Origin of the sequence: Flavicella marina (genome assembly GCF_009193215.1) — a bacterium.
In the GTDB taxonomy this organism is placed as follows: domain Bacteria; phylum Bacteroidota; class Bacteroidia; order Flavobacteriales; family Flavobacteriaceae; genus Flavicella; species Flavicella marina.
This window is the reverse complement of sequence record NZ_VYVA01000003.1, coordinates 87,992-104,203: the sequence shown is the minus strand read 5'-3', so window position 1 is coordinate 104,203 and position 16,212 is coordinate 87,992. Positions and strand designations below refer to the sequence as shown.

The following is a 16,212-nucleotide window of genomic DNA, read 5'->3' as shown; positions in this document are numbered from 1 at the left end:
ACTTATTTTTTAGGTGGAAAAATCTTTACTTTTGATGGAATTAAATATTCTTTTTTCCATCCTTTTAACAATTCTAACAATTCCTTTTTCTTTTTTGGTTCAGAAGCTGCTAGATCATTCAATTCTCCTTCATCTTTTACCACATTATACAATTCAACTTTATCGGTATCTTTAAAATAAAGCAATTTATAATCACCAGATCTAACGACCTCAGTTTTTCCGTCTCCTGTACTATGGGGTCTTGCTTTAACAGATCTCCAATAAACCGTTCTATCGTTCCATTTTTCCGTACCCTCTAGCACTGATTTAAAACTTTTCCCGTCAATGCCATCTACTTTTTTATTTATAGACAAATCCAACAAAGTCGGAATAATATCCATTCCTAAAACGATCGATTCAGTATCAAATCTTGGTTCTATTTTTTCTGGCCAGTTTACGATATAAGGAACTCTAATTCCACCTTCATACAACCAACCTTTTCCTGCTTTGAAAGGTAAATTTGTAGTAGCTAACAGTCGTTGCCCTTTATGACCTCCATTTGACAAACCTCCATGATCAGAAGTCACCACGATGATGGTATTTTTATCCAAACCTTCTTTTTTTAAAGTTGCAACAACCCTTGCAATATTTTCGTCAACATTTTCAACCATCCCTGCGTAGGCAGCATTGTCTTGACGCATTTTTCTTCTTCCTGCACCTTCTTTTATATATTCTGGACCATCGCCATAATCAAAAGCATCAATTTCTTTTTGATTTCTTTTTTCATCTTCTTTCTTTGCTTCAATAGGCGTATGCACTGCATAATAAGCCAGAACCGTAAAAAATGGTTTCTTTTTATCTCTATTTTCTATAAATCCAATGGTAGCATCAGTCAATACATCAGACAAATAATCTCCTTTTTTTCCATCTTCTGTAACATTCAATACAGGATATTTTTCACCGTGACCTTTTTTCTTCTTCCCTTCATTAGCTTTTGCTTTTTCTAAAGTTTTTGTATTAAAAGGATAGTGACGTGTATCTACACCTCCGGCATGACCTGCAGCGTAAGACTGGTGAAATCCGAATCCTGTTGGACTACTTTCTTCCCCTCCTATGTGCCATTTACCTGTGTAAGAAGTTTTATACCCTGCCGCATTGAACTGATGAATAAAATTCTTTTCAGATGGAATTCCACCTAAATAACCTTTACTTTCATTCACCGGATAGGTACCTGTAAACATTCCATATCGAGAAGGTGTACATCTTGGATAACTACTGTATCCATTTTGAAAAACAACCCCGGTTTTGGCCAAATTATCTATGGCAGGTGTTTGATGGATTTTAGATCCGTGGTATCCAATATCATGGTAACCAAAATCATCAACAATTATCATTACAATATTAGGTTTGTCTTGCGCTACAATAGTTTGTAAGACAAAAACACTAAGTATCAAAAAATAACTAAACTTTTTCATCGCTTCTCAATAGACGTTAAATGTGCTTTTAATTTTGCTTTTAAATCAGCAACAACTTCTTTATATTCTTTTTCTTTGACCCAATTCTTCGTTTCTTTTGGATCTTTTTTATAGTCGTACAACTCTCTTCCTACTATATTCGAATCACTATATTTTTTATAGCTTTTATATGCTCCTTTATGCCATTCTGTATAGCGATATCTTTCTGAACGAATCGAATATCCCATTTTATCTTTTCCTCTAGGGTATTGACTTACCGCATAATCTACAGCAATGGTAGTACTAGCATCTTCATCTAACAAGGGTACCAATGATTTTCCATCAACATCTGTTGCTTTCACTCCAGAAAGCTCAAACAAAGTTGGAAATACATCGACTAATTCTACAGGTGTATCTACTTCTTTATTTTTAGATACTCCTGGCCCCGCAAACATCAATGGAATTCTCGTTGCCTGTTCAAAATTTGAGTGTTTACACCATTCGGTATGATCACCCAAATGATACCCATGATCACCCCAAAGAACGATAACTGTATTCTCTAAAATATTTTGTGCCTCGAGTGCATCTAGTAATTTTCCTATCTGTGCATCTATATATGAGATACAGGCCATATAACCATGAACCAACTCTCTTTGTTTTTCTTCAGGAATTTTATCTCCTATGTTCAATTTACTATCGATATCAGAAAAAGCTCTTAACTCTCCAAACGAATGATATGCTATTTTTGGAGTACCTTCTGCTAATTCTTGAAATGGCTCTAATTGAATTTCATCTCGATTGTATAAATCCCAATATTTTTTAGGTGCGACAAACGGCAAGTGAGGTTTTTGATAACCTACGCCTAAGAAAAATGGCTTTTCACCCTTCACTAAATTTGATAACTTATGAATTGCGTCTAGGGTATACAAACCATCTTGATACATTTCATCCGGTCCTTCGATACATTCTGAACTAGGCTTTAATGTTTTGAAAACAAACTTGCTCTGTTTGCCATATTTTTTCAATCCCTTAGCCAAAGCCTTTTCTTTTAAAACCAGCATTTCTTTTTTAGTTTCAGGATTCTGATAAAATGCATACATCGGTTTTCCAAATTCTTTAGGATAGTTTTCAGGCAATGTATGAGGTATCGACCAACTTTTCCCATCATGTCCTTTCGAAGATGAACCTTTATGATAAATCTTACCTACAGCAGTTGTTTCGTATCCCTGAGAAATCAAATATTCAGGCATAGAAATCAAACTCGGACTAGATTCTCTAAAGTTTGTATGTAAATCCCAAACTTTAGTATTGTCTGGATACATCGCAGTCATTATACTTGCACGAGACGGTCCGCAAACAGCTTGTTGTACATTCGCATTTTTGAAAATAACACCCATTTTAGCCAAACGATCAAAGTTTGGTGTGTGCATTTGTTTTTCTCCATAAGCAGAAATCAAAGGTTTCAAATCATCTACAGCAATGAACAATATATTTTTCTGGTTGCTTGCCGTAGTATGGTTCTTTTTTTGAGCTGTACATGAAGCAAAAAACAATGCCCCAACAAATAAAAACAGGTTTCTTATTTTCATTTTTTTATTTTTTAGTTAATAAATCTTGTACTGATTCTTCACCATTATGATCAATGATACTTCCGAAATCAGTGTCTGTTATTTTTCTAAATTCAGGCAAAGTTTTGTCATTGTCAACTTCTGCCATTAACGATTTTAATTTTTCTTTTAAAGAAACTATCACATCTTGATATGCTGGATCGTTGATGATATTGTTCATCTGGTTCGGATCTTTTTCTAAATCATACAGTTCCCACACATCTATGCTATAGTAAAAATGCGCCAAAGTATATTTCTGTGTTCTAATACCATAATGTGGTTGTACATGGTGCCAAAACGGGAACTCATAGTAGTGGTAATACATCGCATCTTTCCAATCTTTGGGAGTTTTCCCTTCTAACGCAGTCGCAAAACTTTTCCCATGCATTTTTTGCTCGTTTTTAATTCCTGCTAACTCCAATAGTGTTGGAGCAAAATCAACATTCGTAATAATATCTTCATTCACACTACCTGCTTTTACCTTTTTCGGGTATCGTACCATGAATGGCATTCTTAATGATTCTTCATAAATGAAACGTTTGTCGAAGAAACCGTGGTCACCTAAATAAAACCCTTGATCCGAAGTCAATACGATAATGGTATTTTCTTCTAAGTTATTCGCTTTCAAATAATCTAAAACTCTACCAATATTATCATCAACTGACTTTACACAAGCTAAATAGTCTTTGATATACGTTTGATATCTCCAATTTCTACCTTCTTCAAAAGACATTCCTTCGGGTGTTACAATTTCTCCAGGTTTTGCCCCATAAAAATCCCATTTCACCTTTTCTTTACCTTTCAAGCCTTCCGGTCTTTTTAACTTCATATCTCTTCTACTGAAATACTCCATTGTCATTTCAGAATCACCAGCTGTTAATTCTCTTCCTTCATAGGTATCGTTGTAGGTTACGGGGTAAGGCATATCAATATCGTCCCATAAAGTTTCGTATTTATGATCTGGTTCCCAAGGCCTGTGCGGTGCCTTGTATTGTAAAAGCATCATAAAAGGTTTCTCTGAAGTTTTATTTTCTTCTAACCACTCCAATGCGAATTCTGTACTGATGTTAGTCGCATACCCTTTTTCTTTCACTTCTTTCCCATTTTCATTATAAACAGGATCCCAATAATGTCCTTGTTGCCCAGCAGCAGCATGGTATTTATATGAATTAAAACCTTTTGGCTCAGAACCTAAGTGCCATTTACCGAATAAACTAGTATTGTAACCATTCGTCTGAAACTCTTGTGGAAAAGTCCATTTGTTAGCATCGAAACGGCCTCCACTTTCATTTTTATAATAACCGTTTACATTGCTGTAATCTCCAGTTAAAATAGCCGATCTACTAGGTCCACAAATCGCATTGGTACACAATACATCTTGAAACAGCATACCTTGAGTAGCGATTCTATCAATATTTGGGGTAGGCGCAATATCTTTGTAAATTCCACTATATGCACTAATTGCCTGTGTTGTTAAATCATCGGCCATGATGTAAATCACATTCGGCTTCTTTTCTTTTTTCTCTGTTTTCGAAGTTCCACATGCTACGAATAGCAATGCAGTAGCTACGACAAACAAACTTGACGATACAATTCTCTTAAGATTTTTCATAATTAATCTTTTAAAATAATTCTTTCTTTCACTTCAATTGAAGTTTCTTTTAGATCTTTATCAGCAGATGAATTTCCAACCATCACCTTAAAACTTCCAGGTTCTACGCAGTATTCCATATTGATATCATAAAACGCCAAACTCTCAGCATCTAAGGTCATGGTTACTGTTTTTGATTCACCTGGTTCCAAAGCTACTCTTTGATATTTTTTCAATTCTTTCACTGGTCGAGTTACTGAACTTACATTATCTCTAATGTACAATTGCACCACTTCTTCACCAGCCATTTTACCTGTATTTTTCACCTCAACAGAAACTTCGATTGGAGCATCTTTACTCACTACGTTAGACGACACCACCGGTGTAGAAATATCAAATTGGGTATAACTCAATCCAAAACCAAATGGGTGTAAAGGTGTCTTTTTCTCTGTATTGTATTTATGGATATACATCGTAGGCTTATGGTTGTATACCATTTGCAACTGTCCTACAGATCTAGGAATTGTCAATGGCAACTTAGCACTTGGGTTCACTTCTCCAAATATAATTTCTGCAGTGGCTTGACCACCAAATGCACCTGGCTCCCAAGTATTGATAACAGCTTTTGCTCTTTTTTCAAGTGTAGGCTCTGCAATCGGACTTCCACTCACATAAACAACGATTACGGGTTTCCCATTTGCCAAAACTTTATTTGCAAGCTCCATTTGTCTTCCAGATAGTTTTAAGGTCGCTCTATCAATATTTTCTCCAGTTGTTTTATTCGGCCAATCATGACGGAATGAATTTTCACCCAAAACCAACACCGTGATATCTGCTTTTTTTGCCAAGGCAGCTGCTTTATTGATATCAGCATCTTTCATTTTTCGAGATCTATCCCCTGAGTCAAAATAACTTACTTTATAACCTTTCTCTTCTCCTAACTTTTTGATTCCTTCATACATCGTAATGATGTTTTCCTCTGGTTGAGGAGAAACCCAATCTCCTAATGTAGTTTGATTGTTGGCATTTGGCCCTGTTACAAAAATTGTTTTTTTAGTTGAAGATTTCAAAGGCAATATCCCAGAATTTTTTTGCAACACAATACCTTTTCTTGCTTGTTCTAAAGAAGATTCTTGATGCTCTTTATTGAACAATACTTCTTTATACGATCCTTCTTCGATAAATGGATTTTCAAACAACCCTAATCTAAATTTTACTTCTAAAATTTTTGAACATGCTAGATCTACTCTTGATTCAGGTAGCTTCCCTTCATTTACCAATTCAATTACATATTCAGCAAAATGAGGTCCGTGCATATGCATATCTAAACCAGCTCCAACAGAAAATTCTGTTGCTTGCTTGAAGCTATCAGCAACATGATGCCAAGTATGAATTCTCGAAACATCATTCCAATCACTCACATAAAAACCATCAAACCCCCAACGATCACGCATTAAATCTGTCATCATATGCTTATCCATATGAGCCGGGATACCATTAACCTCGTTATGTGCTGTCATGATAGAAAATAAATTTGCCTCTTGTACCGCTCTTTTAAAAGGAGGTAAAAAGATTCCCATCAAAGTTCTATAAGACACATCTGTAGGCGAGGCATTCAATCCATTTAAAGACTGACTACCTGCAACTAAATGTTTTGCACATGCAATTACATTTTCAGATCCAGAAAAATTATCTGATTGCAATCCTTTAATTGTAGCTACTCCCATATTTCCAACTAAGTACGGATCTTCTCCAAAAGTCTCACCTGTTCGACCCCATCTTGGATCTCTCAACACATCAATATTTGGTGTAAAAGCCCAGTGAGTACCTGTGGCTCTCATTTCTTTTGCTGTTTGAGCACTAACTTTGTACAACAATTCGTCATCCCAAGTAGCAGCTTGTGTTATTGGAGAAGGATATATTGTTGCTCCAGAGAACAAACCGTCTCCATGAATAGCATCAATACCAATCAACAATGGAATTTTAAATTTAGATTGCATTGCCAAAGATTGCAAATAGTTTGCCTCTTCTACAGTTACAATATGTAAATACGATCCGATTTTACCTGCTTTGGTCATTTCAACCAAATCATTGATACTTAAATCAGGGTAAAAACCTCTAGCGTCATTTACATCTAAATCTTCTTCAGACAAATCATGCTGTGCAGCTTTGATATGCTCTAAACCTACATACTGACACATTTGAGCTACTTTTTCTTCCAATGTCATTCTCGACATCAAATCCTTCACTCTTTCTTCAGCACTTAATTCTGTAGATGTATAGTCTAAATTTGCTTTCTTGTTTTCTGTATTGCAAGACGTAAAAACGACTACAGCCATCAGTAACATAATCTGAATAGTTTTTCCTATAATTTTCATTCTTTCGTGTTTTTTCTGTGATAAAATCTTCTCTCTATTTTTTCAGACTTCTAAATATTCGATAAATACTACTCGATTAAAATATTTATTTGGTCTAGACCACTAAATTACTTTCTTGTACTTGTTTTGAGGTGCACAGAGTATCTGAATTGGTATAGAAATCGTCAACTTTATGAGTAATGACAGTATCTAACCCTATATCGGTCAATTATTAATACCCTTCGTTTTGATCACTATTGGTAAGTGCATTGTTTCCGACAATCTCATTATCTGGAATCGGAAACCTCATATTTTTAATCAGGTTATCTCCAGTCACGTGTGACAAATCAGGATTCCATGTTTCGTGAAAATTTGTTTTGTTTTTAGTATCGAACAAATCGTCACCTGTCATCAAAGCTTGTCTTCTTAAAATTCTATTTTCAAGTAAAGAAACACCTCCTACAGTTTGCCTTCTCATATCGAACCATTCGTGTCCTTCTCCCAATAGCTCATATACTCTTTCCACTAAAATTCTTTGACGTAAATCATCACCACCTACCAAACTTTGAATACCAGACAAATCATACAAAGTTGTATTTGCTCTGTCTAACACAAGTTTTACATAATCTTTTGCAGGTTGGTAATTTCCACGTTCGTTTTCAATTTCTGCCAACATCAATAATAAATCTGCATACCTAAAGATCATTCGATTTCTACTCGAATTGATATTCGTATTTTCTACCTCTTGGTATTTTTTCAACCAGTTCACAGCAAAACCTCCCGAAAATTGAACTGGATAAATTTTTCTTTTTTTGAAAGGAGCAATGATCTCAGTATATTCTTCAGAAACGTAAGAAACTGTTCTTCTTGGATCGGGATGTGTATCTGTGATACCAATATTATAATCTAAATAATGATCGTGCAATGCCAACCTATTCACTCTTAAATTACCTCCATTTGCTCTTCTGTTATAAATTGACTTTGCAGGAGCTGTAGTTGTAGAATGTTGTCCACTTTTTGTTGAAGTTCCCGTAGCAGTATATTGAATTTCAAAAATACTTTCCGATGTGTTTTCGTTTCCTTCGGCAAACAAATCTTCATAAGAAGGAACAAGACTATAAGGCCCATTATCAAATACTTCTTTTGCGTTTTGATATGCCAAATCCCAATATTGCTCAGCAGTTCCTGACAACGTCGTTTCAGTTGCCATTTGCATATATACTTTTGCTAAATAACCATAAGCCGCATACGAAAGTGGCCTACCTACAATATATTCTTGTTCAGGTAACAATTCTGTTGCCTTTGTTAAATCTGCTATGATTTGGTCGTAAATCTCTTGTTTTGATGATTTTGGTAAAAACAAAGTAGCTTGCTCCGCTGGAACCGTTCTTAAAGGAACCTCTCCCCATACTCTAACCAAGTCGAAATAGGTAATTGCTCTAATAAAATATGCTTGCCCTAAATTTCTAGGTGTTGTAGAAAAATTCGGTGCCAACAGATTTAAATTTTCAATCAAGTGATTTGTATGATCGACACAACTATAAATTTCTACCCAAGTATCATTTAAAGATTTTGATGAAGAGGAAATATCAAATTTTCCATATTCCAAACCTTTTGCACCCGAACTTGAAAAATAAGGTGTGTGCGCGCTTGTCATTTGATAGAAATTTCCACCGTTGTAAAATTCAGAGGCATATTTTGCATATACTCCGTTTACTACAGATTCAATATTTTCTTCTGAAGAATACAACAACTCTTTGTTTAAAGCTCCCAATTCAGCTAGATCGTCACTTACATCTAAAATTTCATCACATGAAACTAGAAACTGTGTACATACGAATACTATTATATATAAATACTTCATAATTTTCAATTTTTAAAATGTTAATGCTCCACCAATTGTTACTGATCTTTGATTTGGAGGTGTTGCGATATCAACCCCTGCTACTCCTGGAGTAAATCGTAACGATGAAATTTCTGGTTCTACACCATTGTAATTGGTAATGGTAAACACATTACTCATAGATCCAAAAACTTTGATACTCGTAATTCCACTTCTATTCATTGGGAAAGTATACCCTACATTCAAATTTTGCAATCGTAAATAACTACCATCGGAAACAGCGACATCTAATACACCCGCCTGATCCAATGTTGCTTTTTGCAAATTAACATCTGGCAACGTTCCTGAAGTATTAGAACTACTATATCGATTTAGTTCATAGTCCAGACGTGTATTGTTCCACCTATTTTCTGCACTGTAATTTTCAGTCAGATAATTGGCATTGTAAATATCATTCCCTACTACTCCGTAGAAATTCGCACTCAATGACCATCTTTTAAAATTAATATTAGTTCCGAAAGAATAAATAAAATCTGGATTCGGATCACCTATAATCACTTTATCTTCGTTGGTAATATTACCATCGCCATTTTTATCGGCTATCTTATAGAATCCCTCTTCCGCAGGATTACCAAAGATGGTAGGAGTTCCTGCAGCGATATCATCAGCAGTTACTACACCGTCTGTTTCAAATCCAAATAACAAACCTGGAGCCTCACCTTCTAAATAAAGGTTCATTGGTACTGTATTGGTGTTCGACACTTGGATTGGTCTTCCATAGTACCCAACAAATTCACCTGCAGAACCAAAATGAGCTTTCTCTAAACCTAAGTTTTGAATTTCAATTTTGTTGATAGAATATGTACCAAAAAGATTCCATGTAAAATCTTCTGTTCTAAGTACGTCTCCGTTAATAGCAACTTCAACCCCTCTATTGTTCAATCCTCCTTGGTTAATTACGATGGCATCATCACCAGCACTTCCACCGATACTTAAGGTATTTAACAAGTCATCCGAAGTTTTATCATATGCATCTACTGTAACATTCAATCGTCCATTAAACATTCCTAAATCTAAACCTGTGTTGAATTGTTTTTGCGTTTCCCAAGTAAGGTCTTTACTTGCAATATTTGTTTTTTCGTACGCTAATTCTAAATCTTTATTAGCAGCAGCATAACCTTCAGGAGAGATTCTATAGTTTACAAAAGTCAAATTATTTCCTACTCTTTGATTTCCGGTTTCACCATAACCTACTCTCAACTTCAACTCATTAATTGGTGTATCTGAGTTACTGATAAACGATTCTTTATGGATTTCCCAAGCCGCACTAATTGCAGGGAATAAACCGTATCTATTCTTTCCTATAAATTTACTAGAACCATCGTATCTAAGTGATGCAGAAAGTTTATACCTGTTTTTATATCCATACGTTGCTCTTCCTAAAAAAGACAACATTCTTTCGGGTCCAAAATTGTATACTGTATCTTCAATAATTGAAGCTCCAAAAAAATCTCTCCCTCTATTCGCTTGCCCTTCTGGGGAATAATTAGATGCTCGTGTATAATTTTTTTCTGAATTGGTATGATTGTAAACAATACCTCCTAAAATCGAATAGCGGTGATTTCCAATGGCCTTAGGTCTATAAGTCAAGGTTTGATCAATATTGTATGAAAATCTATTCAACTTAGAAATTGCATATCTACCGTCTCTATTATTCCCTGCATTTGTTGAAATTCCTTGCCAAATATGTCCAACAGCATCTCTATAATCTCCACCAAACTTAAAATTGTACACCAAGTCGTTTCTCAACTTATAGTCAACTGAAAAATTTCCAATTACACGGTTTTCTGTTGAGATATTGTCATAGTCTTCGACCCAACCTCTAGGAGTCAATCGAAATCTTTCATCACCCAATGGTGCTAAGTCTTCTCTTAATTCTAGTGGAAAATTATCATTGATATGACGGTAAACTGAATTTATTTCACCAGCGTTCGACCCACTTCCTCCAGGCAGTGAATTGACCGTGTGACTGTAGGCTACTTTCGCCCCTAATTTCAGGTTTTTGTTTATTCTATGTGTTCCATTGATATTCAAATCTAATTTATTCAAATATGCATTTGCCAACACTCCTTCTTGAGACAAGTATCCCACAGAACTATAGTACTTCGTATTCTCAGTACCTCCAGATGCTGTAAATCTAGTATTCGTAGAATACGTTGTTCTGTACAAACTCGTCCAATCCATTGGTTCATAAATACCAATCAAATCTAACTCTCCATCATTATCGTCATCTCTATTCGCGATAAAATTGTACAATCCATCTTCTCTAATCTCAAAAGGGAATCTTCCATCTGGATATTGGTACTCAGGCCCAGCGTTTGAATCTGGGTTCAAACGATATTTATCATTTGCATGTGCTACAAACTGCTCTGTATCTAAAATTTTATACGGTAGAATTGGTTGTCCTACTGTAGTACTCGTAGAAAAATTGAATTTTGGTGCTCCAAGTTTTCCTTGCTTGGTAGAAATTAATATTACCCCATTCGCACCTAAAGAACCATAAATCGCAGTAGCTGATGCATCTTTCAAAATTTGAATAGACTCGATATCTTCTGGAGCAACACCTCCAATACCACTTTTACTAGCACCTTGAAAGTTGGTAGGATCTGTTAAAAATTCTTGTGAGCTATCCATTACAATTCCATCAATCACATACAAAGGTTGATTGGAACCGGTTAAACTTGAAACCCCTCTAATATTAATAGAAACAGCAGCTCCTGGTTCACCATTCGATACTACATTCATTCCAGAAGTTCCTCGAAGTAAAGATTCTACAGCTGCAACTCCAGCTTTGTCATCTGTTATTGGTTTTACAGTAGTTATTGAAGCAGTTACATCAGATTTTGTAGATGTACCATACCCAATTACCACAACCTCTTCTAACGATTCTGAACTCAACGCTAACTGTATTTCGATAGTTTCTTTTGTAGTTACCGAAATTTCCTTTGTTTCGAACCCAACAAAACTGATTAATAATTTTGCAGTTTCATTTCGAGTGGTTATTTCAAAATTTCCGTCAAAATCGGTAGTAGTTCCATTTGGCGCCCCTTTTTCTAAAACAGTTGCTCCTGGCAAAGGTTCCCCGTTATTGTCTTTTACAACACCATGCACATTCACTTGAGCATACATCGAAATTGAAAGAAAAAACACGAGAAAAACACTTGTAAAATTTTTCATTGTCAAAATATTGATTTGGTTTAGTTTACTAAAGTACACTACAAAGACAGCAACGAGGTACGCTAAACATCTGAATAGGTATACTAATCGTCAAACCCTTATTTTACGTAGGATTAACCTACTAAATATAACTGAAAAATTTGAAAAAAAAGGATTCTTTAAGAATCTTCATCCTTCAATCTACTCAAAAAAGAAGTGGGTGATTCGCCATAAAACTTCTTAAATGAAGTACTAAAGTACTTGGGGTTTGAAAAACCAGATTGGTACGCAATTTCTTTTACACTCATTCCTCCTCTGATCAATAAACTCTTTCCATATTTCAGTTTGGTATGAATGATAAAGTCTTGTGGCGAAAGATCAATTAAGTTCTTCAACTTCATGTAAAGAGAAGTTCTACTCATTCCTACTCGGTCACATAATTCATGTACAGAAAAAGTTGTATCAGAAATATTTGTCAATAAAATACTCTCTAAATTAGTTATGAAACTTTCATCTTTAGAATTTCTATATTGGGTTGCCGTATCTTTTTCTGATTGGTGTACATATTTTTTACGCAATTTATTTTGCCAACTAAGGGTATTTGTAATTTTTGCAAGTAATAAGTTGATGTCTAATGGCTTTTCTATGTACTCCGAAATTCCGCTTTCAATACTTTCGATCTTCAATTCAGAATTATTCAACACGGTCATCATAAAAACAGGAATATGATTTAGATTGATATCATTGAGCAATTCTTTAGCCATTTGCATACCATCCATCTCTGGCATGATTAAATCTGTCAAAATAATATCAGGAAATACTTGACCTGCCAACTCGAGTCCTTCTTTACCATTTGAAGCTTCATGCACTTGAAAATACGTACCCAAACTTTTTGCCAACAAAGATCTTAGTTCATTGTTATCTTCAACAATTAATATAGTTCGATCACTAAATTCTTCAATATCTGTTTGCTCGTTAATCGTGAATTCTTTTTGAAAACTTTCGGGTAAAACTGCAGAATCTTGATACAAATTCTCAAGATTCGGAATAACAACCTTAAAAGTAGTTCCTACATTTTCTTCACTATCAAATGAAATACTTCCATTTAATTTCTCAACTAAATTTTTTACCATCATCAAACCTAAACCTGTACCTGGTTTTTGGCTATTCACAACATTTCTCGCTCGGTAAAAACGTTTTAAAATAAATTTTTGTTGGTCTTTTGGAATCCCAATACCCGTATCCTTAACTTGAATAAGCAGTTGTTTGGTTCCAGTTGGCTTTACCAAAACATCTATCGAACCTCCTTTTTTTGAATACTTTACTGCATTTGAAATTAAATTAAAAACTATTTTGTTTAAGGTTTCTTTATCAAAATAAAAGATATCTTTCTTCCATTTGTTATTGATTTTTAATTCAATATTGTATTCTTCTAATAGTGGTTTAAAATTTAATACTAATTCTTTGATATGCTTTTCAAGTGGGATTTTAGCGACATTTTTAATAGGGTTGACAGAAGTAGATTTTCTAAAATTCAACATTTGCTCAAATAATGCATTCAAACGAGTAATGGTTTTTTTCACTTGATTATTGGCTTCTTGCTCTGTATTATCTGATACTGAATCTAGTGATGATAAAAGAATTGTTAACGGGGTTCTTATTTCATGGGTAAGATTGTTAAAAAATTCTATTTGTTCATCAGCGTTGCGCTTGCTAACTATAAATTGAGTAAAATAAATAGTCACTACAAAAATCACTATCACCAAAAAGAAATAGATGAAATATGCGGTAGTAGTTGCCCACCATGGTCGTTTTACTTTGATACGAATATTGCGTTCAAGACCCCATTCACCAAAACCATTTGAAGCTTTCACTCGAAAAATATAATCTCCAAAACTCAAATTGGTAAAATTTACTTGTCGGTTGGTTTCCGGAGCAGACCATTCTTCTGAAAACCCATCGAGTTTCCATGAATATTTAATTTTGGAAGCCCCCATATTTGACACCCCTAAGTATTTTAATGTAATTGAGTTTTGACGGTATTTAAGATCGATTTGTTTTACAGTGTTGATATGTCCTTTTAAAATTGAGTCCGTTGGAGCTATTACCTTGTTGAACACACTAAACTCGTCGAAAACTATATTTGGCAGACTGGCCTCTTTTCTTTTTATTTTACTCGGATCAAAAATTGTAACGCCGTCAATTCCACCAAAAGCCAATAACCCACCATGGACTTCTTTATAACTTCCGTAGTTAAATTCTGTACTCGACAATCCATCATTTTTGTCAAACACATGTACCACAGTATCTTTTTCAAACGTTCTGATTCGAGCCAAACCTTTTGTTGTACTTGCCCATATTTCATTATCCTTGTACGATATCACGCCTTGAATAATATCTGATGGCATACCTGCTTCTCTGGCCAACCGATGGAAAGATTTTTTGTCATTATTGTAAATCAACAATCCGCCTCCATTTGTGGCAATTAACACTTCGTTTTTAGAATGAGGAACGATTGCGTTTATTGTAGCAAGACTTAAATCATCACTAATTTTTTTAATGATGTTCTGATTCACAATTTTATCTTCTTTTATCACAGTAACACCAACCCTACCTGCAATGATAATCGATTTTTTAAATTCTAATACAGATCGTACATCTCTAATCGGAAAACTAACTACTTCACCATTTTTATCTAGTTTTATCAAATCGCCTTCTATACCACCGATCCACATATTTTCTTCAGAATCTTTGTATATCACATATACTTTTCGAAGTTCTAAATCTACCGAAGAAATCTTTAAGGTATCTACATGAATTTTAAACACGCCATTGTTAAACGTTCCTAACCACATGGTCTTTCCATCGCTTTCGATTGTTAAAACGATGTCATTAAGATTTTCTATATGAATCCAATTATTGGTCTTTGGATTCAGAATGCTCACTCCTTTTTTAGTTCCGAACCACAACCTTCCATAGATGTCTTCTTCAATAGATCGTGTAAAACTATTTTTAATACTGTTCAGCTCATTAGGCTCATGTTTTATTTTTTTGAATATCGCCTTCGACTTATCGATATAATTCACCCCTCCGCCATAAGTTGCTACCCATAATATACCTTGTCTATCAACAATGATATCATAAACCCCATCACTAGATAATGAATTCACTCTATCTTCGTCATGTGAATAATGCTTCACTAATTGGTAATCACTATTCAACGCAAAAACACCTGCACCATCTGTACCTACTAGAAATTCTCCAGAAACATCTTTGCTAATTACACGAATCGGATGGTTTGCTTGTATGTTTTGTACTTTATTTAATTGATTAAATCGATTGTCGATTTTAAACAAACCACTACCTTTCGTCCCTAATAAATAATCACTCTTGTTGCGGATTATCGACAATATGTTTAATGGTTTCTCTGTTACTTTACGCAAAACCTCTTTTTGAATTTCATAGACATACAATCCGTTCGAAGTTCCAAGTAGCAACGTTTCATTGATACTCGAAAACAGTGTTTGTATGCTTACTTTATCTTTACTTTGTTCTGTTTTGTTAACAAACTCTGTCGATTCAGGTTCATACGACCACAAACCGTTGTAAGCACCAATCCAAATTTTCCCGTTAATGTCTTCACAGATACTTCTTACCCCTAATGGCTTTTTAGCACTATTTGCAACTATATATTTGAACGTGTCAAATTGTGCGTCATACAAACAAATACCTTTATCAATACCGAGCCAAATTCTGTCTTCAGAATCAATAAATAACGTATTCACTCGATTTCCAACTTCTTTGGGCAATCCCTTACGTCTCGTATATGAATCTGAAAATACCGAATTGTATTTTACAACACCTTCTTCGGTTGCCATCCAAATATTTCCGGTTTTATCTTGTTGCAAGTTGTATATGATACTTTGCGAAATTCCATTCTCAGCATCTAACTTTTCAAAATCATAAGAGTTCTGAGCGAAACCACAAAAAACAATAAGAAAAGTCAGTAAACATACGGTTGAAAATTTCTGTCTCATATAGTGCTATCATTTGAATCTTTAAAATACTAAAAGTAGACAAAACTACAAAAACAAGTACTCTGTACTTCTAAAAATTATCAAGATTGATTTGTATATCCCATAAAACCGAGTTTTATTTCTAACAG

General features: G+C 34.6%; 7 protein-coding genes. All 7 read right to left on the bottom strand.

Features of this window, described 5'->3' with window-relative positions:
• Positions 1-2: 2 nt before the first annotated feature.
• Positions 3-1,454, bottom strand: a complete 1,452-nt coding sequence (locus F6P99_RS07425) for a sulfatase-like hydrolase/transferase (RefSeq protein WP_152286841.1) — start codon at positions 1,452-1,454, stop codon at positions 3-5.
• A complete protein-coding gene (locus F6P99_RS07420) occupies positions 1,451-3,022 on the bottom strand; it encodes a sulfatase (RefSeq protein WP_152286840.1) in 1,572 nt (523 codons plus the stop codon). Before F6P99_RS07420 ends, F6P99_RS07425 begins: the two co-directional genes overlap by 4 nt.
• A 4-nt stretch (positions 3,023-3,026) precedes the next feature.
• The gene (locus tag F6P99_RS07415) at positions 3,027-4,652 is read right to left on the bottom strand and encodes a sulfatase family protein (protein ID WP_152286839.1); all 1,626 of its coding nucleotides are present in this window, start codon (positions 4,650-4,652) and stop codon (positions 3,027-3,029) included.
• Positions 4,653-4,654: 2 nt separating this feature from the next.
• Positions 4,655-7,009 (bottom strand): glycoside hydrolase family 3 N-terminal domain-containing protein, encoded by a 2,355-nt coding sequence (locus F6P99_RS07410; RefSeq protein ID WP_152286838.1) that lies wholly within the window; start codon positions 7,007-7,009, stop codon positions 4,655-4,657.
• Positions 7,010-7,220: 211 nt separating this feature from the next.
• A complete protein-coding gene (locus tag F6P99_RS07405) occupies positions 7,221-8,852 on the bottom strand; it encodes a RagB/SusD family nutrient uptake outer membrane protein (protein ID WP_152286837.1) in 1,632 nt (543 codons plus the stop codon).
• A 12-nt stretch (positions 8,853-8,864) separates the two neighbouring features.
• Positions 8,865-12,068 carry a SusC/RagA family TonB-linked outer membrane protein gene (locus F6P99_RS07400; protein WP_152286836.1) on the bottom strand — a complete coding sequence of 1,068 codons (3,204 nt, stop codon included), beginning with the start codon at positions 12,066-12,068 and terminating at the stop codon, positions 8,865-8,867.
• Between the two features lie 158 nt (positions 12,069-12,226).
• A complete protein-coding gene (locus F6P99_RS07395) occupies positions 12,227-16,084 on the bottom strand; it encodes a hybrid sensor histidine kinase/response regulator transcription factor (protein WP_152286835.1) in 3,858 nt (1,285 codons plus the stop codon).
• Between the last annotated feature and the right edge of the window lie 128 nt (positions 16,085-16,212).

Coding starts and splice junctions, on each gene's coding strand:
- F6P99_RS07425 (WP_152286841.1), bottom strand. CDS start 1,454: ATGAAAAAGTTTAGTTATTTTTTGATACTTAGTGTTTTTGTCTTACAA.
- F6P99_RS07420 (WP_152286840.1), bottom strand. CDS start 3,022: ATGAAAATAAGAAACCTGTTTTTATTTGTTGGGGCATTGTTTTTTGCT.
- F6P99_RS07415 (WP_152286839.1), bottom strand. CDS start 4,652: ATGAAAAATCTTAAGAGAATTGTATCGTCAAGTTTGTTTGTCGTAGCT.
- F6P99_RS07410 (WP_152286838.1), bottom strand. CDS start 7,009: ATGAAAATTATAGGAAAAACTATTCAGATTATGTTACTGATGGCTGTA.
- F6P99_RS07405 (WP_152286837.1), bottom strand. CDS start 8,852: ATGAAGTATTTATATATAATAGTATTCGTATGTACACAGTTTCTAGTT.
- F6P99_RS07400 (WP_152286836.1), bottom strand. CDS start 12,068: ATGAAAAATTTTACAAGTGTTTTTCTCGTGTTTTTTCTTTCAATTTCG.
- F6P99_RS07395 (WP_152286835.1), bottom strand. CDS start 16,084: ATGAGACAGAAATTTTCAACCGTATGTTTACTGACTTTTCTTATTGTT.